The 26,767-nt window shown below is 50.4% G+C and carries 27 protein-coding genes; 9 read left to right on the top strand and 18 right to left on the bottom strand.

Going from position 1 to position 26,767, the window contains the following annotated elements:
* Positions 1 to 33: 33 nt before the first annotated feature.
* The 4 genes from UNDYM_RS20910 to UNDYM_RS20895 form a co-directional block, all read right to left on the bottom strand.
* On the bottom strand, positions 34 to 984 hold the full coding sequence (locus tag UNDYM_RS20910) for an IS110 family transposase (protein WP_162042713.1): 951 nt from the start codon (positions 982 to 984) through the stop codon (positions 34 to 36).
* Positions 985 to 1,431: 447 nt separating this feature from the next.
* Entirely contained in the window at positions 1,432 to 1,854 is a 423-nt protein-coding gene (locus tag UNDYM_RS20905; protein WP_162042789.1) for a hypothetical protein, read from the bottom strand.
* 87 nt (positions 1,855 to 1,941) lie between these two features.
* A complete protein-coding gene (locus tag UNDYM_RS20900) occupies positions 1,942 to 3,069 on the bottom strand; it encodes a hypothetical protein (protein WP_162042788.1) in 1,128 nt (375 codons plus the stop codon).
* A gap of 103 nt (positions 3,070 to 3,172) precedes the next feature.
* Complete coding sequence (locus tag UNDYM_RS20895) at positions 3,173 to 3,598, bottom strand: hypothetical protein (RefSeq protein ID WP_162042787.1); 426 nt, start codon at positions 3,596 to 3,598, stop codon at positions 3,173 to 3,175.
* Positions 3,599 to 4,106: 508 nt separating this feature from the next.
* On the opposite strand from UNDYM_RS20895, the gene UNDYM_RS20890 reads away from it, so the two are divergent.
* Positions 4,107 to 5,057 (top strand): IS110 family transposase, encoded by a 951-nt coding sequence (locus tag UNDYM_RS20890; protein ID WP_162042713.1) that lies wholly within the window; start codon positions 4,107 to 4,109, stop codon positions 5,055 to 5,057.
* Between the two features lie 56 nt (positions 5,058 to 5,113).
* Here UNDYM_RS20890 and UNDYM_RS20885 read toward each other — a convergent pair whose 3' ends face one another.
* The 10 genes from UNDYM_RS20885 to UNDYM_RS20840 all read right to left on the bottom strand — a co-directional run bounded on the left by UNDYM_RS20885 (position 5,114) and on the right by UNDYM_RS20840 (position 13,265).
* Positions 5,114 to 5,479, bottom strand: a complete 366-nt coding sequence (locus UNDYM_RS20885) for a hypothetical protein (RefSeq protein ID WP_162042786.1) — start codon at positions 5,477 to 5,479, stop codon at positions 5,114 to 5,116.
* Positions 5,480 to 5,637: 158 nt separating this feature from the next.
* The gene (locus tag UNDYM_RS20880; protein ID WP_162042785.1) at positions 5,638 to 6,168 is read right to left on the bottom strand and encodes a transposase; all 531 of its coding nucleotides are present in this window, start codon (positions 6,166 to 6,168) and stop codon (positions 5,638 to 5,640) included.
* Between the two features lie 82 nt (positions 6,169 to 6,250).
* Positions 6,251 to 6,517: a hypothetical protein gene (locus UNDYM_RS20875; protein WP_162042784.1), complete on the bottom strand. Its 267-nt coding sequence runs from the start codon at positions 6,515 to 6,517 to the stop codon at positions 6,251 to 6,253.
* Positions 6,518 to 6,601: 84 nt separating this feature from the next.
* A complete protein-coding gene (locus tag UNDYM_RS20870) occupies positions 6,602 to 7,552 on the bottom strand; it encodes an IS110 family transposase (protein ID WP_162042713.1) in 951 nt (316 codons plus the stop codon).
* Between the two features lie 497 nt (positions 7,553 to 8,049).
* Positions 8,050 to 8,697: a DUF4303 domain-containing protein gene (locus UNDYM_RS20865; RefSeq protein WP_162042783.1), complete on the bottom strand. Its 648-nt coding sequence runs from the start codon at positions 8,695 to 8,697 to the stop codon at positions 8,050 to 8,052.
* A gap of 118 nt (positions 8,698 to 8,815) precedes the next feature.
* A complete protein-coding gene (locus tag UNDYM_RS20860; RefSeq protein WP_162042782.1) occupies positions 8,816 to 9,307 on the bottom strand; it encodes a hypothetical protein in 492 nt (163 codons plus the stop codon).
* Positions 9,308 to 9,580: 273 nt separating this feature from the next.
* The gene (locus tag UNDYM_RS20855) at positions 9,581 to 10,171 is read right to left on the bottom strand and encodes a membrane integrity-associated transporter subunit PqiC (protein ID WP_162042781.1); all 591 of its coding nucleotides are present in this window, start codon (positions 10,169 to 10,171) and stop codon (positions 9,581 to 9,583) included.
* Positions 10,168 to 11,925, bottom strand: a complete 1,758-nt coding sequence (locus tag UNDYM_RS20850; RefSeq protein WP_162042780.1) for an intermembrane transport protein PqiB — start codon at positions 11,923 to 11,925, stop codon at positions 10,168 to 10,170. Before UNDYM_RS20850 ends, UNDYM_RS20855 begins: the two co-directional genes overlap by 4 nt.
* Positions 11,918 to 12,574, bottom strand: coding sequence for a paraquat-inducible protein A (locus UNDYM_RS20845; protein ID WP_162042779.1), 657 nt, complete (start codon positions 12,572 to 12,574; stop codon positions 11,918 to 11,920). Before UNDYM_RS20845 ends, UNDYM_RS20850 begins: the two co-directional genes overlap by 8 nt.
* A complete protein-coding gene (locus UNDYM_RS20840; protein WP_162042778.1) occupies positions 12,567 to 13,265 on the bottom strand; it encodes a paraquat-inducible protein A in 699 nt (232 codons plus the stop codon). Before UNDYM_RS20840 ends, UNDYM_RS20845 begins: the two co-directional genes overlap by 8 nt.
* Before the next feature lie 465 nt (positions 13,266 to 13,730).
* Here UNDYM_RS20840 and UNDYM_RS20835 point away from each other — a divergent pair, with 465 nt between their 5' ends.
* Complete coding sequence (locus tag UNDYM_RS20835) at positions 13,731 to 14,750, top strand: hypothetical protein (protein WP_162042777.1); 1,020 nt, start codon at positions 13,731 to 13,733, stop codon at positions 14,748 to 14,750.
* Between the two features lie 423 nt (positions 14,751 to 15,173).
* On the opposite strand, the gene UNDYM_RS20830 is transcribed toward UNDYM_RS20835, so the two are convergent.
* The 3 genes from UNDYM_RS20830 to UNDYM_RS20820 all read right to left on the bottom strand — a co-directional run bounded on the left by UNDYM_RS20830 (position 15,174) and on the right by UNDYM_RS20820 (position 20,486).
* Positions 15,174 to 15,899 carry a hypothetical protein gene (locus tag UNDYM_RS20830; protein ID WP_162042776.1) on the bottom strand — a complete coding sequence of 242 codons (726 nt, stop codon included), beginning with the start codon at positions 15,897 to 15,899 and terminating at the stop codon, positions 15,174 to 15,176.
* Positions 15,900 to 16,066: 167 nt separating this feature from the next.
* Positions 16,067 to 17,785 (bottom strand): SH3 domain-containing protein, encoded by a 1,719-nt coding sequence (locus UNDYM_RS20825; RefSeq protein ID WP_162042775.1) that lies wholly within the window; start codon positions 17,783 to 17,785, stop codon positions 16,067 to 16,069.
* A gap of 409 nt (positions 17,786 to 18,194) precedes the next feature.
* Positions 18,195 to 20,486, bottom strand: a complete 2,292-nt coding sequence (locus UNDYM_RS20820; protein ID WP_162042774.1) for a pre-peptidase C-terminal domain-containing protein — start codon at positions 20,484 to 20,486, stop codon at positions 18,195 to 18,197.
* Positions 20,487 to 21,150: 664 nt separating this feature from the next.
* Here UNDYM_RS20820 and UNDYM_RS20815 point away from each other — a divergent pair.
* From UNDYM_RS20815 to UNDYM_RS20785, 7 genes are all read left to right on the top strand, one after another.
* Positions 21,151 to 21,357 (top strand): hypothetical protein, encoded by a 207-nt coding sequence (locus UNDYM_RS20815; protein ID WP_162042773.1) that lies wholly within the window; start codon positions 21,151 to 21,153, stop codon positions 21,355 to 21,357.
* Positions 21,358 to 21,506: 149 nt separating this feature from the next.
* Entirely contained in the window at positions 21,507 to 21,851 is a 345-nt protein-coding gene (locus tag UNDYM_RS20810) for a hypothetical protein (protein ID WP_162042772.1), read from the top strand.
* Positions 21,812 to 22,366 (top strand): hypothetical protein, encoded by a 555-nt coding sequence (locus UNDYM_RS20805; protein WP_162042771.1) that lies wholly within the window; start codon positions 21,812 to 21,814, stop codon positions 22,364 to 22,366. Before UNDYM_RS20810 ends, UNDYM_RS20805 begins: the two co-directional genes overlap by 40 nt.
* 656 nt (positions 22,367 to 23,022) lie before the next feature.
* Entirely contained in the window at positions 23,023 to 23,973 is a 951-nt protein-coding gene (locus UNDYM_RS20800; RefSeq protein WP_162042713.1) for an IS110 family transposase, read from the top strand.
* A gap of 284 nt (positions 23,974 to 24,257) precedes the next feature.
* Positions 24,258 to 24,689 (top strand): hypothetical protein, encoded by a 432-nt coding sequence (locus tag UNDYM_RS20795; RefSeq protein WP_162042770.1) that lies wholly within the window; start codon positions 24,258 to 24,260, stop codon positions 24,687 to 24,689.
* Between the two features lie 60 nt (positions 24,690 to 24,749).
* Positions 24,750 to 25,076, top strand: coding sequence for a hypothetical protein (locus UNDYM_RS20790; RefSeq protein WP_162042769.1), 327 nt, complete (start codon positions 24,750 to 24,752; stop codon positions 25,074 to 25,076).
* A 221-nt stretch (positions 25,077 to 25,297) separates the two neighbouring features.
* Positions 25,298 to 26,290, top strand: a complete 993-nt coding sequence (locus tag UNDYM_RS20785) for a hypothetical protein (RefSeq protein ID WP_162042768.1) — start codon at positions 25,298 to 25,300, stop codon at positions 26,288 to 26,290.
* 176 nt (positions 26,291 to 26,466) lie between these two features.
* Here the strand turns inward: UNDYM_RS20785 and UNDYM_RS20780 are convergent, their stop codons facing one another.
* On the bottom strand, positions 26,467 to 26,682 hold the full coding sequence (locus UNDYM_RS20780) for a hypothetical protein (RefSeq protein ID WP_162042767.1): 216 nt from the start codon (positions 26,680 to 26,682) through the stop codon (positions 26,467 to 26,469).
* Between the last annotated feature and the right edge of the window lie 85 nt (positions 26,683 to 26,767).

Below are 26,767 nucleotides of genomic sequence, written 5' to 3'. Positions count from 1 at the left end.
GCAAGTAGGCACGATTAGATTCTATGGTTCCCGTCAAGTTTTTATCGAGATGAGATCAGAATTAAAATCAACGCCGTTCTTGATCAAGCTAAAAGCAATCCGCAGTATTTTACGTGCGATGATCATAATGGTGGCCGTTGATGGCCAGCCAAGCTGACGGTAATGTTGGTACACAGGTGCCCATACCTTTGATTTTGCTGCCGCCATACCAGCGTTAAATAGCAAGCGGCGCCCTTCAGCAGGGCCTCGCTTGGACAACCTCCTGCGTCCACGCTTTTGGCCAGAGTCACACGGACGTGGGTCCATACCGACAAATGCAACGACAGCATCACTGTTTGTGAAGCGAACGCGGTCAAACAGATTGGCCAGCCAGGAACTCGTTAATAGTCCGACTCCTGCAATGGATTGCAAGCGGCAGACTTGTTCATCACGCTTGGGAATATCCTTATTCAATCTGGCAATGTCCTGATCGATTTGCTTGAGTAATTCTGTGAAGCTGTCTAAAAGCCTGGCTGACTTCACTTTCAGTGATGGTGCTCCATCACAGGTCAGACGCAAAGCCGTCTTTAGAGAAACAATTTTAGCCCGGCGTTTAAGCAGTTCATCCATCGTGCGTTGCTCCGGCGTAGCTGGTTCATAGCGACGCAGTTCCTTGATTTCATGGGCCAGATAACGTGCAATGAGCATGGCATCGACGTTGTCAGTCTTGGCTCGCGCCCCAACCCCTTTCGCATAATGACGGGTATCTTTAGGATTGAGCACATAAACATGCAGGCCCATCTGGAAAGCCAGGTCGGCCAGCATCTGGTGATAGGTGCCAGTTGCTTCCATCGCAATAGACGAGCCAGGTGGCAGTTGTTTCAGGAATTTCTTTAAAGCAGCTAATTCATTAGGAACAGCACGCACTGGGAAACTGCTTTCAGAGCAGGCGATAACGACCTCAGATTTCGCCACATCAACACCTATGCATAACGGGGATTGCATGATTGCCTCCTTATCGTTAAAGTGAGAATGTTGGGGTGGCCACTTCTTCACGTTAGCTTGCACATATCGGCGGTATTGGTTGGCAGGCCTATTGACCGCTGGATTCCTCATCGACGTTGAAGAGGTGGGGTGGGAGAGTTCTAATCGGGTCTGTCAGCGAAAACTGCAGATGCGCAGCGTTGTCCCTCCACCCCGACGCTTTCTAGTTTCCCAGAAATCGTCACTTATAACCATACAAGCGCAGCGTAATCGTACGCATGTCAGTAAAATTCTGTGATACCCAAAGCTGGTCTTCCTGAGAAATTGCGGAGTAACATTTTTTGCTCCAGCGCCAGATCAAGGCAAGGTCTTTTGTGCGCTTTTGTAATTTTATAGGCATCATACGTACGATTACGCTGCGCTAATCGTACCTACGCGGGTTGAGGGAAATGGAATAAATTTGCTAGCTTAGTAAAATTCAATACCTGAAAAACTGACATTCAACAACAGTGTTTCTTCCCAAATGCCACTCCAATAGCATTGGGCGCCTGCAATAATCGCATCTTTGATGTCATTCAAAGTTTTCGTCGATTTTGTTGGTACCTGCACCTTTGTAATGGTGAACTCAAAAAAACTTCCCCCGTCATCAGAACGTTTAATGGCATGGTAGGCTTCAAAAGCTATTGCACATCCCTTCCATATCAAGTTGTAATAACTTGGCCCTTCTCCTCTTTCTGGTGGCTGATTACCCTGACCGCCGAGACTCAAAAAAACGATGCCTCTATCCTCATCTTCAGCATAGGAAGTTTGAAACACAAATATGGGTCCGCATACCTGCTTTCTGTATTCTGTCCGCTTTTCAGGCGTAATATCTTTATATGTGAATGTCATGGCGATATCATTTGATTTGAAAACCAGGTTACCACAGCAAGTAGGTACGATTAGCGCAGCGTAATCGTACGCATGTGGGTTGCACAATCAGTTATTCATTTTCCCACCAGCTTGTGCCTGATCACATAACTGCAGCAAGTCTGTATCCTTCCATATTTCTATGAACGGGCGTGCCGCCGAGAAAAGCGGTGCGGCTTCCTGGTGACGCTGGCAGGCGCACAAGGCCAGGGCGAGATGGACCTGGATTTCAACCACAAAATATTTCATGCTCGGTGAGCCAAAGTCTTTGCTCAGCTCCAGCGAGAGTGTGAGTAAATCCAGTGCCTCTTTGGCCTCGTCATTCTTGAGCCGTATCAAGCCCTGACAATACAGCACGATGACGCGCTGCAAATCCGACAGTTTGGCGTCTTCTATCTCTGCCATCAGCAAGGCCGCGCCTTTGGTATTGTCCAGCCTGCGTACCAGCGTGGTGGCGAGATCGACGGTATTGGCTGCACTGGGATTGATTTTGCGCGCAGCCTGTTGGGTGATGGCCACTTCCTGGAATTTTCCCGCCGCAAAATAGATAGAGGCGAGTCGCCCTTCATAAAAACCGGGGGCCAGAGTATCGTCACTCTTGACTACCGCAGCCCGCGCCAGCGCTGCTTCCAGGCGACCCTGCCCTGCCTCTGCAATAGCCAGGCGAATAATGATTTCATGTTCAGGAAGCGGCGTCTTGAACCAAGACTTCCAGCGTGCTATTAAATGCATGGTGCGCTCGACCTCGGCCCAGCGTCGCCAATGGCCAGCTTCGAGGGCGCGATTATATAAAACCAGGGGTGTCGTCGCCCACAGAAACCAGATCAGATGGACGACGAACAACAGCACCGGTATCAGCGCCGCGACACTGTGGCTGCCACTCACCGCCGTTGCGATTGCCCACCACACCAATAAAGGGCCCCAGATGCCTGCATTGTTGGCATACAACATGCCAAGCCTGACCAGCAAGCTCGATTGCTTTTGCAACTGCAGCGCATGGTCTGCACTCAATCTCAGTTGCAGCCTTGAATCAGCATTGTCAAGATTGATAGCGGTTTCTTTGCTGTCTATGACCCGTATATCACGATAAGCCTGCTTCTCCAGCTTGTCGTAGGCATCTTCAATGGAGCTGGCCTCTACCCGATCTGTGACGACGCGGCCTTGACTGTCTTTGGCGGTGAATTTGAATGCGTACATCGATTATTTCTTTCGTTTTTTTGAGTATCTGTGGGTACGATTAGCACAGAGTAATCGTACGCATAGTCAGCAGCAATTCAATATGTAATCGTATTTACGCCGACTATTTCCATTTTACTAAAACTGCCAAAGACATTAACAGGAACAGCAAAGATAGAAGAGCAGGGGTTTTCGTTTCATCGTATTTCTTTGCGGCTTCATCCTCGTCCATCGGTGCTATCCGGGAGAAGAAAAAAACTCGTAGAAATACAACTGCATACAATACCAGCGACCAAAAAAAACTAGCCGGGAATATACTACCTCCGTCGTCCATATTCAGCATTCTTACAGGGATTTTTATGATTTCACCCGACAAATTGACAAGTGTGTTGGTGAAATCGTTGCCGCTGCCAACCGTTAAAATGATGCAGAGTACTGAGAAAAAGAAGACAGGAAGAAAAATGGCGGCATATAGTCCTGCTGCAATCAGGGCTTTTAAAATGCGTAAGGTCTTGAGCTTGCCTGGAGGTGTCTGGTTTGAACTGATCATTACTTCTTAATTTCTATACTGAGTTATTTTTTACTGCGATTCGGTATGGCTGATGTGGTGAAGGTCAGCTCGTGTAGGTACGATTAGCGCAGCGTAATCGTACGCATGGCCAGCTGTAATTTTCCAGGCTGCTTCAAAATCACGGCTGCTTTATGATGTTGAATCAAGTATACATCACACTTATGCGCAAAGCATGACACACTGCGATCATGGAATTTGCTTGGGGGTTTTCGTTATTTCCGGCACCGCATGCGTACGATTACGCTGCGCTTGTATGGTTATAAGTGACGATTTCTGGGAAACTAGAAAGCGTCGGGGTGGAGGGACAACGCTGCGCATCTGCAGTTTTCGCTGACAGACCCGATTAGAACTCTCCCACCCCACCTCTTCAACGTCGATGAGGAATCCAGCGGTCAATAGGCCTGCCAACCAATACCGCCGATATGTGCAAGCTAACGTGAAGAAGTGGCCACCCCAACATTCTCACTTTAACGATAAGGAGGCAATCATGCAATCCCCGTTATGCATAGGTGTTGATGTGGCGAAATCTGAGGTCGTTATCGCCTGCTCTGAAAGCAGTTTCCCAGTGCGTGCTGTTCCTAATGAATTAGCTGCTTTAAAGAAATTCCTGAAACAACTGCCACCTGGCTCGTCTATTGCGATGGAAGCAACTGGCACCTATCACCAGATGCTGGCCGACCTGGCTTTCCAGATGGGCCTGCATGTTTATGTGCTCAATCCTAAAGATACCCGTCATTATGCGAAAGGGGTTGGGGCGCGAGCCAAGACTGACAACGTCGATGCCATGCTCATTGCACGTTATCTGGCCCATGAAATCAAGGAACTGCGTCGCTATGAACCAGCTACGCCGGAGCAACGCACGATGGATGAACTGCTTAAACGCCGGGCTAAAATTGTTTCTCTAAAGACGGCTTTGCGTCTGACCTGTGATGGAGCACCATCACTGAAAGTGAAGTCAGCCAGGCTTTTAGACAGCTTCACAGAATTACTCAAGCAAATCGATCAGGACATTGCCAGATTGAATAAGGATATTCCCAAGCGTGATGAACAAGTCTGCCGCTTGCAATCCATTGCAGGAGTCGGACTATTAACGAGTTCCTGGCTGGCCAATCTGTTTGACCGCGTTCGCTTCACAAACAGTGATGCTGTCGTTGCATTTGTCGGTATGGACCCACGTCCGTGTGACTCTGGCCAAAAGCGTGGACGCAGGAGGTTGTCCAAGCGAGGCCCTGCTGAAGGGCGCCGCTTGCTATTTAACGCTGGTATGGCGGCAGCAAAATCAAAGGTATGGGCACCTGTGTACCAACATTACCGTCAGCTTGGCTGGCCATCAACGGCCACCATTATGATCATCGCACGTAAAATACTGCGGATTGCTTTTAGCTTGATCAAGAACGGCGTTGATTTTAATTCTGATCTCATCTCGATAAAAACTTGACGGGAACCATAGAATCTAATCGTAGCTGCGGTGCAGTTTTTGAGATTGCCATTTGCTCAGTTTAGCTGGCCTGGCACATCACGCGCGACTTCAATCAGCATATTCCACGGGCATGTGTTGATGAATTCAGCCAGGTCGTTTTGTGCTTCTGCACTACGGAGCTCATCATTTATCCACATCAATTTCATCAGCCGCTGATTCCATAGCCGATAATTAAGCCGCAAGACTTTGATGACCTCAGAAAAATCTTGTGCATTGGCTATGTCAGGCAAGCTGTAGTGATTCATTTCCACGGCCACAAAATTTTGAAGGAATTCCAGGTTTTCCTGGCTCCATGCCTTTACACGCTCATGCTCAGGTAATTCAAAAAGGGCGTCGAAATTGTTCCAGTTTGATTGACGGCTTTTATCATTGGATGTCATTTTGATCTGTCAGCTCGTGTAGCATGGTCAGCAATTACTTCCCATGCTGATTAATGATTCAAGTATACAAAACACGCGTGCAAAGAAGAATAGACAGCGATCATGGGATTTGCTTGAGGTCTATAGCTATTTCAAGCATCGCACATAGCACACACATATCAATCGCCACCACCAATCTCCACCGCCACGTCGCCACACCAATCTACAGGATACACGCCGTCATTCACATAGTGGTGAAAAGTCGAATAAGGCCATTCACAAACCCGCTCCACCAGGCCATGCTTTAATGGATTGACGTGTACATAATCGACATGTCTTTGAAAGTCCAGCTCGTCGCGTATCAGATGTTCCCAATAATGGCGTTGCCAGATACCGCGCTCACCTGCTGCCAGCCGTGCAGCGGAGAGGGATTCTGTTTTTGGCAGGGCGCGTGAAAAACCACTCTTGATGAGCCGCCAGCGCAGGCTGAAATTGCTGTCACCTTCAGGCAGGGTGAAGATGCAATGCATATGCTCTGGCAAAACTACCCAGGCATCGATATGAAAGGGATATTTACTACGCACATCTTTGATCACCTGCCGCAAGAGTCCAATTTCGCGTACCAGAAGGTCATTGTTGTGTCTTTGCAGCAGATTGACGGTGAAAAACCATGTAGCTCCCGGGACGAATGCGCGACGGTAATTGGGCATGGTATTTTTTGATGGGCTCAGGTGATTTTGCGGGGGATCATGCGTTCGATTACGCTGCGCTAATCGTACCTACGTGGGTTATTTATGACTTATTGCTAATCATCGCAAAGATCATTCCCAGCACGACAAACGCAGGAAGAACAATGACGAGCCCAACAATTGCACCGACAAGGCCACCAAACATGGCGAGGTCCATCAGTCCATTCAATCCGCAGCCATGACATCCGGCCCCTTCATCGCAAAAGCAGCCAGGAATCACGGCATGGATCGCAATACTGATGAGGAAAGCGGCAGCCGGTATCAAAACAGAGGCGATGCCTAGCTTAAAACATACAGATACAGGGCTCACAACATTCTCCTGCCATTAAAATTTGGCTTATACGAATAAGATTAACACAGCTCGTGTAGGTACGATTAGATTCTATGGTTCCCGTCAAGTTTTTATCGAGATGAGATCAGAATTAAAATCAACGCCGTTCTTGATCAAGCTAAAAGCAATCCGCAGTATTTTACGTGCGATGATCATAATGGTGGCCGTTGATGGCCAGCCAAGCTGACGGTAATGTTGGTACACAGGTGCCCATACCTTTGATTTTGCTGCCGCCATACCAGCGTTAAATAGCAAGCGGCGCCCTTCAGCAGGGCCTCGCTTGGACAACCTCCTGCGTCCACGCTTTTGGCCAGAGTCACACGGACGTGGGTCCATACCGACAAATGCAACGACAGCATCACTGTTTGTGAAGCGAACGCGGTCAAACAGATTGGCCAGCCAGGAACTCGTTAATAGTCCGACTCCTGCAATGGATTGCAAGCGGCAGACTTGTTCATCACGCTTGGGAATATCCTTATTCAATCTGGCAATGTCCTGATCGATTTGCTTGAGTAATTCTGTGAAGCTGTCTAAAAGCCTGGCTGACTTCACTTTCAGTGATGGTGCTCCATCACAGGTCAGACGCAAAGCCGTCTTTAGAGAAACAATTTTAGCCCGGCGTTTAAGCAGTTCATCCATCGTGCGTTGCTCCGGCGTAGCTGGTTCATAGCGACGCAGTTCCTTGATTTCATGGGCCAGATAACGTGCAATGAGCATGGCATCGACGTTGTCAGTCTTGGCTCGCGCCCCAACCCCTTTCGCATAATGACGGGTATCTTTAGGATTGAGCACATAAACATGCAGGCCCATCTGGAAAGCCAGGTCGGCCAGCATCTGGTGATAGGTGCCAGTTGCTTCCATCGCAATAGACGAGCCAGGTGGCAGTTGTTTCAGGAATTTCTTTAAAGCAGCTAATTCATTAGGAACAGCACGCACTGGGAAACTGCTTTCAGAGCAGGCGATAACGACCTCAGATTTCGCCACATCAACACCTATGCATAACGGGGATTGCATGATTGCCTCCTTATCGTTAAAGTGAGAATGTTGGGGTGGCCACTTCTTCACGTTAGCTTGCACATATCGGCGGTATTGGTTGGCAGGCCTATTGACCGCTGGATTCCTCATCGACGTTGAAGAGGTGGGGTGGGAGAGTTCTAATCGGGTCTGTCAGCGAAAACTGCAGATGCGCAGCGTTGTCCCTCCACCCCGACGCTTTCTAGTTTCCCAGAAATCGTCACTTATAACCATACAAGCGCAGCGTAATCGTACGCATGGTCAGCCGTAATTTTCCAGGCTGCTTCAAAAGCATGGCTGCTTTTTGGTGTTGAATCAAGTATACATAACGCTCGTGCAAAGAAGGATGGACGGCTATCATGAGATTTTCTTGAAGTTTATAGCTATTTCAGGCACAGCATGCGTACGATTACGCTGCGCTAATCGTACCTACGGGCCTCGCGTTCTATGCCAAGGTTTGCAGAGCTTGAGGGCGAGGTATTGATGCAGGTTTAGTTTCATTGATTTCCATAATCATTAAACACCGCACAAAACTCTTTATACACAGACTCAGAATTCAAGCGCCGTACTGATTCTTTGATCATCTCCATCTCCCACACCGAGGCGTCAGAAAACCAGATCATTAGCAAGGGTGACGCTGCTTGCTCCAGGTCAGAAAATTGGCCGGCTTTTTGTAGCTCGACCAGCGCTTCCAATATAGCTGCAAACATGCGCTCCACATGGCGTTCCCAATAATTATCGACGTCATCGTCCAAAGTGGTGAGGCCATCCCATTCCAGGTCTTCAAAGGCGTCGTTAAGGCTTTCAAATTCTTCGCGCAGGGCCGTGAGGCACTCGTTGACGGAATCAAAATATCCATCCTGACGATAATGTTGCCATTCATCGGCGCAATTATGGGCATACTGGTCCTGCTCCCGGTCAAGGCGGTCCTGCCGCTCTGGCATGGTATTCAAGACTGCGTATATATGCAGCAAGCCATTGCAGGTATACAGACTGTAACCATAAAAGTCTTCACCAGGTGGAGGCACCAGCATATTGCTCAGGTCTTGCGTCACCGCCAGCCTGACAGCATTTTTTAATTCAGTATAGTCGCGCTGTAGCCATGCGGCCCAGATGGCGTGTACCTGGTCTTGGTTGTGGCTCATTGTTGATCAGTTTGAATAAAGGAGAGCTTGGCGTATTCGTGCGATAAGCGATTTTACTACGGCCGCGCAGCTCCTGTAGGTACGATTACGCTGCGCTATTCGTACCTACAGGGGCTTGCTAGGCAAAGAGATATTCGCCGTCAGCCACTGTCCACAAATTATTTTCATCAATATAGTGCAGCATTTTTTTTGCACCCTTGGCATATCTCGGGTCCCACTTCATGTGGGCTAAAATAATCATCGCCATGCCAATTTTTTGCTTTTCTAATGAATAGACGATACTGGATGGACGGCTCTTGCCTTCAATCTTTAACAGAAAATTTGGCTGATAATGGCGACGGGGTTCTGCTCCCCAGCAGCCCGAGGGGTAATGTTTTTCTTTGACTGCCTGAGACAAGGTTTCGCAACCGGTGCAGCGGGCAAACGTGAGCAAGTGGTTGATCTCTTCATCCAGCTGCAAGCGCACGACATTCTCTTGCATGATGTTGCCGATCAAATCCAGGCGCGCCCTCAGAGTATCACCTTCAAGGTGTTCGCTATCTATGGTGGCCTGTTCAATCAAGACAAGGTTGTGTATGTCCTTGCCGGATAAAGTTCTGGTGTTTGTCATGGCAGGAGTTGGTTCGAGATCATATTCCTTAGTTTTTGGTGCAGCCCGCGTAGGTACGATTAGCGCAGCGTAATCGTACGCATGGACAGCAGTAATTTTGCAGGTTACTTCAAAATCAGGGCTGTTTTTTGGTGACGAATCAAGTATACATCACAGTTGTGCAAAGAAAGATCGACAGCGATCACAGGATTTTTTGAGGTCTTTAGCTATATCGAGCATCGCATGCGTACGATTACGCTGCTCTAATCGTACCTACGTGGGGACAGATTTGCTTTACTTGCGCGCCTCCGCCACACTCGCTCCAACTTGCTCGGCCAACTGTCGCGCCGCTTCTGACATGGCGGGTGCCACGGCTTCATAGGCGGTGCCGTTCAGACGCACGGTGAATACCTGGTGTTCGCGTTTTTTGAGTTTGCGGCTGCTGTCGAGTACGGCCCAACTGGCTTCGAGTGTCAGTTGTTCGCCGCTGTTGATGAGCAGTTGGTTGATTTGTACTTTGACGTGGTAACGCGGCAGGCTGCTGGTGGTGCTGATGCTGGTGTCGGTAGAGAGCCAGGCGTCGGGCAGGTTTTTGCGCAGGTGGGCGGTGAGGGCGTTGGTCAGTTGTTCGTCTAGCGGGGCCAGCCAGCGTTGTTCGTCGCTGACGATGGATTCTGTGGCAGATTTTTGGATGACGAGTTGCTGGCGGTTGACTGCCTCTGGCAGTTTGATGGTGGCGACGACGAGTTCATATTGTGCCTCTGCCTGGCTGCTGCTGGCGAGCGGGTAGTCGAGGCGGTAAAGGTGTTCTACGGGGGGCGTGGCGCAGGCGGCCAGCAAAATACCTGCCAGGGAAATCGTCAGGACGTGTGTGCTTCGCATCATGGTTTTACCTTTTGTTTGCCAAACACCAGGGCATCTGGATGGCGCTCCAGCATGTCGGCCAGGTTGGCGACAGCGCGGGCGGACTTGGCGACTTGCTTCAGTGATTCGCGCATGTCTTGTTGCAGCGGTGCGTCTTCTGCCAGCAGGGCGTTGGCGCTGTTCAGGGTGCTGCGTGCTTCTTTGAGGGTAGAGGTCAGCTCGGGTGTGACTTCTACATCAAGGCGGTGCACGAGTTTTTCTGTGCTGGCGAGGGTGGTGTTGAGTTTGCTGAGTGCCTGCACGAGCTCGCCAGAGATTTTATCGAAAGGCAGCTTGTCGATTTTTTTGGCGATGCGGCCTACGGTTTCCTGGATTTCGGCCAGGCCACCACCGACGGTGGGCAGCACGGGGTAGTCGGTGCGCCAGTCCATTTTTGCCTGCGGTGCATCCGGGAAGAAATCGAGGGCGATATACAATTGGCCGGTCAGCAGGTTGCCACTGCGTAGCTGGCCGCGCAGGCCGCGGGTGATGAGGTGGTCGAGCAGCGATCTTTCTTTGGCTTCGGTATCATCATCCGGCAGGCGGGTGCCTGTCCTGACCCTGGCCTTCAGGCGGTCTGGGTAGAGGCTGATTTCAACCGGGAAGCGCGGCAGACGGCCATTCTCGGCAAATTCCACATTCAGGGATTTGACTTCGCCGATGACGATGCCGCGCAAATCGACAGGCGCACCTTTGGACAAACCACGCAGGCTTTCAGGGAAATACATGAGGAAGCTGCGCACCTTGGTATCCGGCGCGCGCATGGCATGTTCGCGGTCTTCAAACAAGGGGAAGACGCTGCCTTCAAACGCGGGTTTGCCACCGGGCAGGGCATCATCATGTTCCTGGAAGGCGAGGCCACCTTCTATCAGTGAGGTCAGTGATTCGGTCGTCACGCGCAAGCCATTGGCATCAAGCTGCATATCCACGCCGCTGGCATGCCAGAAGCGGGTGTCTTCAGTCACGTATTGATCATAAGGCGCATCGATGAAGACGCGTATGGTCACGCCCTTGCCATCACGGTCAAGCTGGAACTTGGTGACGTGCCCGGCATTGATGTGGCGGAAGAAGATAGGTGAGCCATAATTGACCGAGCCGGTCTGTGCACCATGCAAGACAAATTCACGGCCTGGTGAATCACGGTTGACCAGCGGCGGTTCTTCAAGACCAGTGAATTCATTGGTGGTCTCTGATGATGTGCCGACATCGACGCTGATGTAATTACCGGATAACAGCGTAGAGAGGCCAGACACCGAGCCGCCAGAGATGCGCGGCTTGACGATGAAGAAGCGGGTATCGGTGGCAAGGATGTCTGATGCGCTCTTGATCAACTGCGCCGTGATCAGCACGCGCTTGCGGTCTGGCGAGAGGGCAATTGCCTTGACATGGCCAACATCCACATCCTTGTAGCGCAATTTGGTTTTGCCTGCTTCCAGCCCTTCGGCAGATTTAAAGGTGATGGTGATAACCGGCCCCTGGCTGGTCACGCTTTGCACCACCAGCCAGATACCGATGAGGGCGGCAATGACAGGCACGGCCCACACAAACGAGGGCAGACGCCGCTTTGGCCTGACCTTGACGACGGGGACGATGGCATCGACTGCATCGACGGTTTCTACAGTGCTGGCTGCTGTATCAGTTGCTGCATCGCTTGTGCCGGCAGCGGCATCACTGCTGGCAGCATTGGCGGGTTTGCCTGCCTCAGGGCCAGGATGTTCTGAAGTTGGATCACTCATGCGTCTTTGCTACCCAGATTAAACGTGAATCAAAGCTTTGTGCCGACAGCATCGTCAGCACCACCACCGCACCAAAGGCCAGCGCACCGCCGCCGGGGTGTATCGCTGCCAGGGATTTAAACTGCACCAGCGCCACCAGTACTGTCACGACATACACATCCAGCATGGACCAGCGGCCCACCGCCTCTATCATGCGGAATAACTGGGTGCGCTGCAGCGGGTTCCAGGTCGATTTTTTTGAGCAGGTGTAAAGCAGCAGGCTGATCGAAAACAGTTTCAGCAAGGGCACGACGATGCTGGCAAAGAATACCAGCAAGGCCAGCGGCCATGAGCCTGTATACATCAGCACCAGCACCCCGCTCATGATGGTGTCATCCTGCGTACCAAAGATGGTATTGGTTTGCATGACCGGCAAGAGGTTGGCGGGGATGTAGAGTATTGTCGCCGCAACCAGGTAAGCCAGGGATTTGGTCAGGCTGTCTTTATGGCGCAAATGCAGGGTGGCACCGCAGATGGGGCAGTGGGTGGCGGCCTCGTCGTGGGTGCAGCACAGGGCTTCGCAAATGTCACAGGTGATCAGCCCGGCAGAGGCGCCGGTCTGGCCTGCCAGCCCGGTAGCGGGGATGTGGCGGTATTCTTGCTCAGACATGGCTTACCCCGGTGGCTGCCTTGCTGGCTTTGGCGGCGTTTGCCCACAGCCAGATATTGCGCGGCGTCAGCACCGAGGTCAGCGCAGCCGTAAAAAAGATCAGCGAGGCGCAAGACCACAGGGCCGGGCCAATGACGATGTCGGCCATGTGTTGCAGCTTGACCAGCGACACCAGCAAGCCCAGCATGAAAATCTCGACCATGCTCCAGGGCCGCAGGGTTTGCAGCGCACGCAGGGGCGCACCCAGCGCCAGCCCGGCATCACCAAAACGGATCACATACAAAAGATACACCGCCACCGAGATTTGCAGGGTCGGTGCCAGCATGGTGGTGATAATCACCAGCAACGAGAGGATGTGCATGCCATCATCCCACATCGCCAGCGCCGCATGAAAAAGCGTGGTGTCGCGCGTGACCTGCTGCACCTTCAGCGACAGCAGCGGGAAGCAGTTGAGCAGCAATAGCAGGATCACCGAAGTGATCGCCAGCGCCAGCGCCACGTCGACGCTGGCAGTGCCATTGCGGTACAAGATAGCCCGGCAACGCGGGCAACTCGCCGCCTCACCCGTGGCGACCGGCACATCCGCACAGACCAGGTCGCATTCATGGCAGACGATAAAATGATGGGCAGGCTTGATGGCGGGCTTCACGTTATGGTGCAGGGTCAGGTAGAAATCAAGGAAATAAGGCAAAAATAATAGTGAACTGTAACAATGAAATGGGAGTGCCTGCCATGTTTGCGACGATCATGGCGGCGTTGCAAATACTCGAGATAGCCCCACTATCGCTGTGTTTTGCGCCTTGCCCTGATGCGCCGGAAACATGTCCTTCACTCCCATTTCATTATTACAGTTCACTAGTATATGAGTGTAATCAATTTTGGAGATTAATCATAGAATAACGGCGGTGGCAGCGGTTTATTGTGATTTTGCCGGTGTTTCAGGGGCTAAAGCGGGGATTATGGCGTGTAAGTATCTTGTTTCCCCCGGTGCGGGATCATAGGCAGATCACGATATGAGCGTGAGGCAGGGCGCATTGTAATGCGCCGCATGAGGTGCCTGCATGCCTGTCGCGATGTATGGCCAGGACTCAAGTTATAATTTAACTTACTAAGCCACATACTATCCTTACCTGCCATTTCCAACTGTGAACTATCCATGAGTGCAGATCAAATCGCTGAAATTATTCCTCTCGTCCGCGAGGTCTTTAATCATGCCCAGGTGACTTCAAAGAACAGTGCTGTTCTGTGTGCATCTTTCGAGCTTGCAGGAGCGAGTGATGTGTGGGCGCAAGTCACTCCTACAGAGTTAAACGTCGCTTACCCCCTGAGTCATTCGCCAGAACAAGAGCTGCATGACATCATTCAATTGTTACCGAAGGCAAATTTGATCTCCTGGGAACCAATGAAATATGCTACGTGGTCGTTTGTTTCAGTCGCACCTGCCGAGCTTGCCAATGTAGTCGATCTGATTCTCACCCGGCTCTTTACGCTTGGTGACTATAGTCTCAACGGTGAAATCTTTCGACTGAATATGCCCACACCCGAGCCTTCAGCCGAGATACAAGCTGAAGATGAACTCTTGCCGGAAATGTCAGAAATGGACAATATGAACCAGAACGACAATGAGCGCTATATTACAAAGGCTATCCATGCATGGGTTTGGTCGGGGTTTTATGATGCCAACCGCGTTAACGAACTGCTTGACGATATACTGGAAGATGATGTCGATGAAATAGATATGCGGGCATTGATTAACCGGGAATTTTCCGAGAAGAGAAAGCAGGAGCGAAAATGGCCCGATACAACGGATTGCGACAGGCTTGATACTGCCTTTGATGAGTTGAATTCAAAATGGATCATCGCCATCCACAACGCTGGATATACGACGAGTGATGGCCATGAAGACGTCAGTGAAGTTCACTCAAAAATGCCACCGGGAACCTACCGTGGATATTGTTTTTATCATGGGCAAGATGTAGAGAGGGCGGTTGCTGGGCAGGGCATATTTCTTGCCTTTGGCGACATGCGTGACACCGAAGAGGGGAAGTTGGAGGTCGCTGAAATCATCAAAAAAACATTGCAATCTCATGGCTTGTTTGTTGAATGGGATGGCGACACAAACAAAAGAATCAGTATTCCCCGGATGATTTGGCAAAGAAAATTGAAAACATCATAGATCATGAGGTCTTGTTCTTAAAATCGGACAGCGCTATTGCCCGCATTTGTCTCGCAATCACAAGCTATTCATGACGTGATCTTGACGTAGGGCGCATTGTAATCCGCCGCATGAGGTGCTTGCATGCCTTGGTAAGATGCCGGTGCCGTGCACGATGAATGTTGTGGATTGGTAGGGTGCGCCGTGCGCACCATTGTATTTATTTGCATTGCCGTAATGGTGCGCATGGCGCACCCTACAAACTGCGGGTCAGCCAGTAGGGTGCGTCTTGACGCACCATCATTCTTCGCGCTACTGATGATTGACGAGATGGTGCGTTGAAACGCACCCTACAAACTGCGGGTCATTTGATGGCAGCGGTTTTTCTTTGTGTCTCTTTTGTGGTCTATCGTTTGGCAAGCCAATCCAAAAAATAGAGCAATCTCATTTCTGCCCTATCCCGCAATCCGCAAACAAAGCCATGACTTCATCAAACTTCGCTTTTGCCTGCGCATTCTGCGTGGCATCGCTACTATCATATTGATGATAAAAAACCGGGTCACCGATTTTTTTGTTGGCCCACTCCATGTCGAGGCGGCTGTTGCGTCTGATTCTGAGATAGATGCTGACGGAATCCAGATAGCTATCGTCATCCGCCCGTTCTTTGTCGGCATGCTGCCAGGTCGCCCAGGTGTGCAGATGCTCAAACGGCACTTTCACTGTACGGTTTTTTGCGGGGAAAAATCGATAGGCTTCTTCTGCCACCAGCAGTTTCTGGGTGCAATCGAGATGCAGGGTTTTGGTGGCGGCATGCTGCTTCCTGGTCATGTAATCACGCACCGGGGTTTGCTTGCGCAGCGACAGCCAGATGCCAGCCGCATAGGCCAGCGAGGCAGCGTACATATTAATGTCTGAATTTGGCATGTCGATGAAATTGCGCAGTACCAGAGCCAGGATCACAAAAGCAGGATACAGCATCAGGCTCCATAGCAGCGGCCCCCAGAAAAACAGGCCGACCAGCACAGACCACAGCGAGACATCGTGGACGACCATCTTGAGCATCGTTAATTTGCTCTTTTTCCTCAGCGCGTACAGCAATTCACCTTCGTTGACGCCATAGCCACCACCGTGTTCGTATTTCGTTTCTATGGCCAGATTTGTATTGCTCATTCATCTCCTTTGTTTGGGTGTGGCTATGTTGTGCACGTCATTTTTATGGCACATGTGCGTGCAGAAAACGGTGCGCACGGCGCACCCTACAAGCTGCTTGTCACTTTATCACAAGGGCTAATGCGCAATTGTCCTCAAGACCCTCAAGCCTGACCAGTCTGGTCAGCTTAACACCCGCAACCATAGATGAATCTGTCGCTGCCCAGCAGCTTCCATGCACCGTTGATATTGACTAGCACCAGGCGAATCCAGCGGTCGTCTGTCTTCGTTGAGCCACCGAGGTGACCGGGGCCTTTGCCCTGGCCTTCCCAGATGGCGATGTCGGCGATGCCGTCACCATCCAGATCATAGTTCAGATAAGTGCCCGCGATAAAGCCGGTTTGCTGCCGGTCCAGTTTCACAGAGCTTGTCGTGATTTTTGCCGTGGCGGCTGGCAATGTCGACGTAGTATAAAAGGCATATACACTACCTGGTGGATTCAATTTTGAACTGGCTTTTTGGCTACTGATTCTGTACGCGTCTGGTGAACCGCCATCATCGAAATAATTCCATATCGAATTGTCGGATTCACCATAGGAAAAGCCCGGAGTGAAGTTTTCACATCCTCTCTCATCGACGTCACGCCACAGGGTTTCGCTGACGCGCATATAGCTGGGGTTGCTGATCAGGCGGCCATCGCGAAATAATTGTACCCGTTGCACTGGTCGCGTCAGCACCTGGACGCGACTGCGCATATCGTATAGACCTGCATAGCTTATTTCTTCGTTTTGTTTGGGTGCACGGCGCGGCGTGGTCAACTGGCGGTAGATGATGTCAAACCGGCCGCCTGCTTGTTCTGGCGTCACATTCGGAGGGGCCAGGTCCGCTTCGCTACGAAAGAAAGACGGGCGCACGGCAGGAAATTCAAGCTTGCGCAGCAGGCGGAAGATATATCCCATATCATTTTCACCTGCTGATCTGTCTATATCCCACAAGCCTGTTGTCGTGCTGAGTTCATTGGCGAGATTCTCCATGCGGTTTTCACGTTCCCACATATCAGCCGGGATTTTTTTCCCCTCTGCGGCCAGGCGAGTGCTTTCCCGTTTGAATTCCAGGTTTTGCGCGGCCCTGCGCTTGATCTCTTGCCAGTCGGCATAGGGCTCAGGCTTCTTGCCCTTCAGGCCCAGTGCCAGATGTGCCTTCATTTTTTCCAGGGCTTCATCGCGAGGCCAGGGGCCTGCTGCAGTTATTTCAGGGTGGCGTTCCTTGAGATAGTTGGCATAGTTCTCCAGTGCCTGCCAGCCTGGGTCCAGCCAGAATGCCTTTACCGGATCAAAGTTTGCAGGGCGAGGGCCATCCCCGTAGGTGACACCCTGGATATGCGCCACCACCACGGGTGTTTTGGCCAGGTAGCGGCAAGCGGTGTAGCCACGTGTGCCATCAGCGATTTGTACTTCGCAATAGGTATTGCCTGCGCCCTCATTGAGCAGTTTGACGATGCTGTTGAGGGACAGGCTTTTTATCACCGGCGCATCGGCCTGCCCTGCCTGGCGTAGTGTCAGCGCCGTGCCACTGACCCAGCGTTGCGCCGCATCTATGCCTGCCTCACCGGCCACGGGCCTGGCTATGTGGTCGGCGCTCAGGTATTTGCAGGCCACATAGCCATACTGGCCTTCACCTTCAATCAGGCAGTAACCGGCATGCTCGGTCGTGTCCTTCAGTATCAGGGCTGCGCCACGGTGTAATACGCCTACTACTTTTTGCGTCATGTCCGGGCCTTGCCGCACCCGCACTTCATCCGCCGTGACCCAGCGCGGCGGCTGTTCTGCCCGTCTGGCGCTGGCATCTGCTTGCACCATGGCGGCCAGCAGAAAGAAATTTACGGCTAAGAAGTTAGGTGATTTCATGATGTCGGACAAAATTGCACTGCGCTCAAGGCAGGCATATAAAGACAGCACTTTAGCATTCTGCGGTCCAGGCGCGCAAATCTGCCTGACCATAACAAGCGGACGAAGACATGGCCGTAAAGTAGGGCGCATTGCAATGCGCCGCATGGAATGGCTGCACGCAGTGTGAAGATGTCCTTGCCGCAAACGATGCATACATACGGCGCATTCCCATGCACCTCCCGTTACGGCCACGACCATCCATTTTCTTCGATGCAGGACGCGAATGAAGTTTTTCTCTGTGCTTGCTCTGTGTCTCTGTGGTGAGAGGTCTTCAAATACCATAAACACCCAAACACAAAAAAATAAGGCCCCGGTTTTTACCCCGGGGCCTTAATGCCGTTACTTTTAAATCAAATCAGGTCTTGCCTTAGTCTGTTGCGACCAGGCTCAGGCCGCTGATCGCGCTATAGGCCTTGACCATGACATAGTAAGTGCCGCCTGCTGGTGAATTGATGGTGATGCTTTCATTGTTGCTGGCACCATCAGATTTTTGCAGGTAAGACGAGGTCGTTGGTGCAGAGCCCAGTTTGACATACAGGTCAGCGTCGCCAGAGCCACCGCTGGTTTTGAATGTCACTGTTGGGCGACCAGCAGGTACCACGAAGGTATAGACCGATGATGCGCCAGAGGCCAGGCTGATGCCTGTGACTGGTACGCCATTGTTCAATACATTACCTGGTGTGCCGGTCTGGTAAGTTGCCACCAGGTTGACACCGTTGGATGTCGTATAACCATTCAGCAGGACATAGTAAGTGCCTGCTGTTGGTGATGCGATAGTCACGGTTTCAGTGCTGGTAGAACCGTCAGACTTTTGCAGGTAGGTCGTGGTCGTTGGAGCAGAACCCACTTGTACATACAAATCAGCATCGCCTGTGCCACCTGTGGTTTTGAAGCTCAGGTTGGTCGCACCGGCTGGCACTGCAAAGGTATATACCAGGTTGGCACCTGTTGCCACGTTGATGCCTGTGATCGGTACATCCTTGACCAGTACATTTGGTGGTGGCGGTGTAGAACCCATGGCGGCGGCAAAGTTAGCCATGTTCAGGCTACCAAAACCACTGGCATAATCCCAGCCTGCCTTGGCGGTATAACCGCCATTGCTGCCGGTGGTCACGTCGTGGAACATGCCCGGTGTGCTGGCTGCTTTTTGATAGATCGCAGCAGCAGGGAAGGGCAGGCTGTTATTGTTCATCGACTGTACCCGAGCCCAAAAGCCGGTGAAGATAGGTGCAGCCAGGCTGGTACCACCGATCTGCTGGTTGGAGCCATTGACGATTACCAAAGCACCGCTGGCAGGGTCAGCATTGAACGAGATATCTGGCGTGCCGCGTTTGGTTGCAGAACCCAAAACGCCGGAACTGATTTGCCAGCTAGGTGCTGCTTCTGTTAGGGATGGCCCGCCACCAGCGCCACCGCTGGCAGATGCCTGGCAATTTGCCGCCGTGGTGCAAGACCATACCGATTCAGATACCCAGGTTGTGCCAGAAGTATTGAGCAAGGTACCACCCACCGAGATCACATAAGGTGAAGCCGATGGATAGCTTTGTGAAGTACCTGGGCCACCGCATTCATACGCACCAGAGTCACCGGACGAGACTGCAAAAGTCTGGCCCTGTGCCACCGCTGTCTGGAATATCTGGTCATTACTGGCCGTGATACCACCATTTTTCGCATCGTTTTCACACATACCCAAAGACACGTTGATGACCTTGGCCACGTTGTCACTGACCGCGCGGTTATAGGCTGCCGTAATGTCAGTCAGGTTCAGTGTGTTGGCTGTGTAGAGCACCATCTTTTTGATCGTGCCGCCTGCAGTTGCCAGCGCATCTTGCGTATCCATATTCCATTCACCGATACCGGAAGTATCTGTGCTGGGTGAACCTATCGTCACGGTTTCCACATTCGCAGTCGGGTAACCGGCTTTGGCAGTGAAGGTGTTCAAGTCCTTGATGGTTTGTGTCATGCTGCCTTGCGTGATAATGCCTATGGTGGCATTCACAGCGCTGGGTAGACCACTGGCGTTATAGATCGCCGAGAACTCGGTAGGGTTGTGCCCGGTGCTTGCCAGTGTATTGGCATTGGGCCTGACCAGGTGAGTGCGGTAGGTGTGCACGTTTTGCAGACCATGCACAGCCAGCACGATGTCAGACAGCGATTGCGGGATCTGTGCATCGGTGGTGTTGGCATGCACAGTACGGCCATCGATGCTGAAGGTTTGCAGGTCAGTGTTGAACGCCGTTTTTACCGTTGCTGCCGCACCATCTGCAGTCACCAGCATGCGGTTGTCAGACACCGTGATGTTGACGAAACCGCTGGCCTTCAGGTAATTCACGACCGATTGCACCTGGGCTGTGGTCGGTGCAAAGCGGTTCATGAATTCGGCATTCGAAATCGTCTTCACGTTTTTGCCGTTCAGGATGCCGGTGGTGATGGCATCAAGCTCAGCCTTGTTACGCAGCTTGAGTGCAACCGATATTTGAGTTGGCGTGCCTGCCTGCATCAGTGTTGCCACCGATTTGGATGACACCGTTGTAGGTATCCTGGTTGCCTTGGTCGCTGTTGGCGCCCATTGTTCGGCAGATGCCTGTGCCGTGTTGAACAGCATGGCAACGGCCATGGAAATGCCGGTTAGTAGTTGTAGGTTACTGCTGGTACGCATTACTTCTCTCCTTGTTTTTTTGATACGAAGTATGTGACCGAAGCTTGTTGGCGGCGTCGGTCTGGCTAAGTACTCATCCCCATTCTTCCCAAAACAGGGATGGATGCACAGACAAAAGCGGTGTATCCGCACCGCTTTTACCCTACATCCAGAGACACCCAGGCAGGCTGCGCGAGGCCCGCCCTTCGTCCCATATTGCCATGCAGGTAATTGATCATTTTCCCCACACAACAATTCTTTCAGGCAATAGTAAGACCACTTGCGCTTGGCCAAAGCCGCGCAAGACGATATTCACTGCCGAATTTTTTATAGGCACTGGAAGTATTCAATACCAGTTTGCCATTTTGTAACAGAGCCAAATTATTGACATTCTTTAACAATATGTCAAAAGCAATAAGTGTTTATGTATAGACAAATTTTTTTAATCATTTACCTTGAAATTTATGAAAACTTATTTTCATAGAGGAAAAGATATACTTTCATTACTGAAAAGGAATGTGTGAGCAGTAGAAAGTGGTTGTGAAATTGCAACAGAACCGTCTCAAAAAGCGCATATATATCCCCATTTCCTGTGCCGGTTTGCGCATTTTTTGGCGTCGTTTATGTAAAAAAAACAGGCAAAAATGGATGTTGTGATACAGCTTTTTAACGGATTGCTTTTTGCGTGAATCACATTGGTAAAACACTGGCGCGAATTAGAATTGGAGCTCTAGATTTTTGGTGGGCGATTGTTATTTTGATGCTGGATTTTGCGAAGAGAGATGATATCGAGAAAAAATCTGGACATGCGCAAAACGGCGTGTCTGTTTTTTTTTGCTGCGTTGGGTGTGGCGCAGAAAATCTTCAATTTCATGCGTTACACTTTCATTGAAATGCTTTTTTCAAACGAGCTTGAATATATATCACCGTAAACTTATTAATGTGATCCGTTGTAAATAATCGGCAAATGGTGAGTCATGATGCGGCAGTTTAATGAAGTGTAAATTTAAAAACCTTACTCGCATCAAATAGCGTTGAAAGTTGAAAATGTGGAGAAGATCAGATATTGACGAAAATCAGCGTTATCGCCTTGCGTTGATTCAACACGAAAGCAGGGCTAGGGAATTCGTTTTGCAAAATGAAAGTATGGAGTTGGTTTCTGCGAAGAACATACTGTACACAGAGATTGTGCCAAATGAGTTGCTGATCAAAGGGAATTTGGAGGCGATTTCTAAATCAGTTTTTTTGATTAACGGCGGTCGCTTTTATGTTGACCCACACAACATCTGGATAACAGAGATAGAGATGGAAGCTTGGCTTAATGATGATGAGCCTGAAATTATGCCGTGGCTGAATGGTCTTGCACCCCGTTTCGCGGAAAAATAATTGATGCAGGCATGAAAAATGTAACTGAGAAAGACGAACTCACCTTAGAGATTGATGAGTATGTTCCGTTGTTTGCCTACATTGGAAGCAATAAATCTTCGAATCTATATTTGAGATTTGTTTCAAAGACTACGCTTGTCGAACTCGGTATTTCAGAACTTAGCGGATTGCTTGAATCAATCAATTTAATTCAAATCTCTGGGCTGAGAATTCGAGATTTTCCAGTAACAGATTTAGAGGTAGTGAATGAGTTACCTCAATTTGATTTGTCGCTATGGAGAAATAAAAAAACGGTTGATATCGACGCTGAAGCCACTGCCAGTATCGCAGATAATACTTTTTTCCTAATTTTTAATGAAATTGAAATAGCCCAAAAAATTTGGCAATACGACAGCTTACAACTTGCTTTTGGAAATGCCCGCTTATGTTGGATCGCTATTCAAAACTTGTCCGATGGGCAGATTGCAAAAATAGAAAAATCAATCCTGGATAATGCTTCGGGTGGCTTTCTCTGAGTGTCAGCCAGTGACGTAGGGCGCATTGCAATGCGCCGCACGTGATTTTCAAACTTGAAGAAAAATATTTGCATCGTATTTGGTGAACACTTGCGGCGTAATAGATTGCGAATGAAAGCATTGCTGGTTCAAAAGTCAGAACCAAATCAATGAAGCTTGCTTGCTGCGACAGGCATTAGACGATACTTGATTTTTTGATTCATCGGGGTTTACTGTGGGTCAAGGCCAGAATTCGGCATGATCTTTGATGACCTTAGCCCGCGTAGGTACGATTAGCGCAGCGTAATCGTACGCATGGTGCGCAGACTGCATATACAGCCTGATCCAAAAAAGAAACATTGACGTCATTGGGATGGGGAGAAAAATTTCCTGGAAATGGCGATATGATGTGAACACGATTTGTACGATTACGCTGCGCTTGTATGGTTATAAGTGACGATTTCTGGGAAACTAGAAAGCGTCGGGGTGGAGGGACAACGCTGCGCATCTGCAGTTTTCGCTGACAGACCCGATTAGAACTCTCCCACCCCACCTCTTCAACGTCGATGAGGAATCCAGCGGTCAATAGGCCTGCCAACCAATACCGCCGATATGTGCAAGCTAACGTGAAGAAGTGGCCACCCCAACATTCTCACTTTAACGATAAGGAGGCAATCATGCAATCCCCGTTATGCATAGGTGTTGATGTGGCGAAATCTGAGGTCGTTATCGCCTGCTCTGAAAGCAGTTTCCCAGTGCGTGCTGTTCCTAATGAATTAGCTGCTTTAAAGAAATTCCTGAAACAACTGCCACCTGGCTCGTCTATTGCGATGGAAGCAACTGGCACCTATCACCAGATGCTGGCCGACCTGGCTTTCCAGATGGGCCTGCATGTTTATGTGCTCAATCCTAAAGATACCCGTCATTATGCGAAAGGGGTTGGGGCGCGAGCCAAGACTGACAACGTCGATGCCATGCTCATTGCACGTTATCTGGCCCATGAAATCAAGGAACTGCGTCGCTATGAACCAGCTACGCCGGAGCAACGCACGATGGATGAACTGCTTAAACGCCGGGCTAAAATTGTTTCTCTAAAGACGGCTTTGCGTCTGACCTGTGATGGAGCACCATCACTGAAAGTGAAGTCAGCCAGGCTTTTAGACAGCTTCACAGAATTACTCAAGCAAATCGATCAGGACATTGCCAGATTGAATAAGGATATTCCCAAGCGTGATGAACAAGTCTGCCGCTTGCAATCCATTGCAGGAGTCGGACTATTAACGAGTTCCTGGCTGGCCAATCTGTTTGACCGCGTTCGCTTCACAAACAGTGATGCTGTCGTTGCATTTGTCGGTATGGACCCACGTCCGTGTGACTCTGGCCAAAAGCGTGGACGCAGGAGGTTGTCCAAGCGAGGCCCTGCTGAAGGGCGCCGCTTGCTATTTAACGCTGGTATGGCGGCAGCAAAATCAAAGGTATGGGCACCTGTGTACCAACATTACCGTCAGCTTGGCTGGCCATCAACGGCCACCATTATGATCATCGCACGTAAAATACTGCGGATTGCTTTTAGCTTGATCAAGAACGGCGTTGATTTTAATTCTGATCTCATCTCGATAAAAACTTGACGGGAACCATAGAATCTAATCGTACCTACCATCGCACCTACCCATCGTACCCGCTGACAAGCAGCCCGCGTAGGTACGATTAGCGCAGCGTAATCGTACGCATGGTGCGCAGACTGCACATACAGCCTGATCCAAAAAAGAAACATTGACGTCATTGGGATGGGGAGAAAAATTTCCTGGAAATGGCGATATGATGTGAACACGATCTGTACGATTACGCTGCGCTAATCGTACCTACCATCGTACCTACCCATCGTACCCACTGACAACCAAAAAAACTCACCATGGCAGAATCCATCATAGTCCATCTTCGTACTCAAGACCGTCAGTTAGTTACTAACGTAGTTGATCACATGGCGAGTCCCATTGAGTATGAAAAACAGACATGGCGATACCCGTATAGAGAAGACTATACCCTGACTATTTATTTTTATGATGACATGCTCACTGAGTATGAGCCTGAAAACATAGCCAGCGTCACAGAGGCACTACCGGGCATGCCAGGCGTATCGCTGGCAATCGAGATGCGCAGGTCTAGTGGCAACAAAGGTGTGAATGATGCCAGTCCATTCGCGCTGCGGCTCATCAGTATCTTGCCCGGAGTTGTCGATGATAATTATTCTGCGATCTGGACGCTGCAAGAAATAGCATCGTTCGCCATCAAGAGTGATGGCGGATTTCTTGATTGCTACAGAACTATACAGTCAGGCGGGTAGTGTGTGTCGTTTGGACTTACTGCAAGCAGCTATCAGAAAATTGAGGAGTGAGATGAGCTCATGAGTAATAGCCGCCGTAAAAAACCTGTCTGGGGCCACTGTGTTTGCCAAAGCGAGAAGGAAGAGAAGACGCGCTGGCACAGCCGCTGGCGCAGCACTGAACGTGTGGCACTCGTCAGTGCAACACCAGCAGGGCTGGACGCTCATTTACCTGTGCTGGAGCGGCAAGTCAGCAATGTATGGAAGATGGGTAAGGACGGGCATTCCTACCATTCTGCGCGTGACATGGCCGCTGCTGCTGAGATTGGTGCCAATCAAAAGGGGCGTACTCCGCAGGAGCGGGCGGCATTGAAAAAGCGCTTTCTGAAGAAGTGGATGGGCAAATAAAGGCCGTGCAAAATTCTCTGTTTTGATGAAAATTCTGTCGAATATATTTCAATGGCGCTGGTAAATTGAATTCCATTCTTAATATTGTGGATTTGGCATTGCATAAAAATACAGGAGCCAGCAAAATTAAGAGAGAATCACCGCCTAAGAATTTGCATGCTTTAAGCATGTCCAAGTCCTGAGCCAAGTCAGCAGTCTGTTACCTTTCCCATCGAATTACTATGCGCCTTGTTCTGAAGTTATTCCTCTCTCTTTCCCTTGCCTGTTCATTCCTGACGACTGCCCACAGTGCAGAAAACGGCAAGCCGGGTTTGCCCTCGCAGCGTGCCAGCTTTGAGTATCACAGCGCGTTTTTAATGAACCTGCATCACTTTCTGCTGGATGTGTCGGTCAGAAAAAAATCACTGCAAGAGCTGCCCTGGGATAACAAACCTGCCGAGGCAGAATTCGCTATCCTGAAAGACGCCGTTGATTTTTACCAGGCTGATTATGCCAAACGCGATCCGCTGTTTGATGCGACCATGCAAGGCATCAAGCGTGGCCTGAGTGTGGATGACCAGCGTCGCGATGCCAGCGGTCTGGCTATTCCGGCGCCGCTCATTGCTGTGTTGAACCGGGTTGCCCCTGTGTATGCACGCTGTATCTGGGCATCGCAGAATCAAAGCAACCAGGACTGGATCAAGCAGACCAAACAGCTTGACGCAAGCTATGGCAAGGAAATACAGGCGCGCATAGAGAAGTATATGGTGCATGCTTTTCCGGCCAAGCCCATACGTAGTGATATCGTCGTGATGACGGGTACAAGGCAGGGTGCCTATACCGATGAACAGATCGTCATGCCCAGTGGGCGACCAGATTATCAGGGCCTGGCGGCGCTGGAAATGCTGTATCACGAGGCATCGCACACCACCGTTACTGATACCCTGGTCGCTACCATCAATGACAGGATGAAGGCTGCACATAGGGAAGGTGAGTCTGACTTATGGCATGTGCTGCAATTTTATACGATCGGTAAAGTGACCCAGGATGTCCTCAAGCAAAGCGCCAATCTGGACTACCAGCCCTACGCATTGAAGAATGGCCTGTATCAAAAAGCCTGGCCAGAATATCTGGATTTGATAGACCAGGTGTGGGAACCTTATCTGGAAGGCCAGTTGAATTTCAAGGAAGCGATAACGCAGGCGGTGGATCAGATGCCGGCGGAAAAGAAATAGTGAAGTAGGGCGTCGTCCCGACGCACCTTTATGTGTATGTGCATTGAATTTTTCTGAGCGAAAAGCGGTGCGTCAAGACGCACCCTACTGGTCGACGCATAAAATACAAGGGGATCAATTAATTTATGCACTTAGAAAATCTCTAGAATGCCTGCTTGTGACATCCAATTGCTGCCTTATAACGCCGCCTGCGAGGATGTTTTGGCTGCGATGCAGGCAAGCAGCTTTTGCAGATAAGTATCCAGAACCGGCTTCACAGGCACCTTCAACCAAAATTCAAGTACCAGCACTACCAGCCCAAAAACCGATATCGCCAGTTGCCTGGGGCGCAAGGCAACTGCGCACTCTGCGTGATTGGAAAATAGCTGAGCTAAATGGATGGCGATATTCATGGTATGGGCTCCGTCATCAATGCTGCATTAATATTAATTGGCACAGTTCTACTGCAATAGATGCCAGTGTGCAGTATTGCCAGCT

Origin of the sequence: Undibacterium sp. YM2 (assembly GCF_009937975.1) — a bacterium.
In the GTDB taxonomy this organism is placed as follows: Bacteria; Pseudomonadota; Gammaproteobacteria; order Burkholderiales; family Burkholderiaceae_D; genus Undibacterium.
The sequence above is the reverse complement of the archived record's forward strand: the minus strand, read 5'-3'. Positions and strand labels throughout refer to the sequence as shown.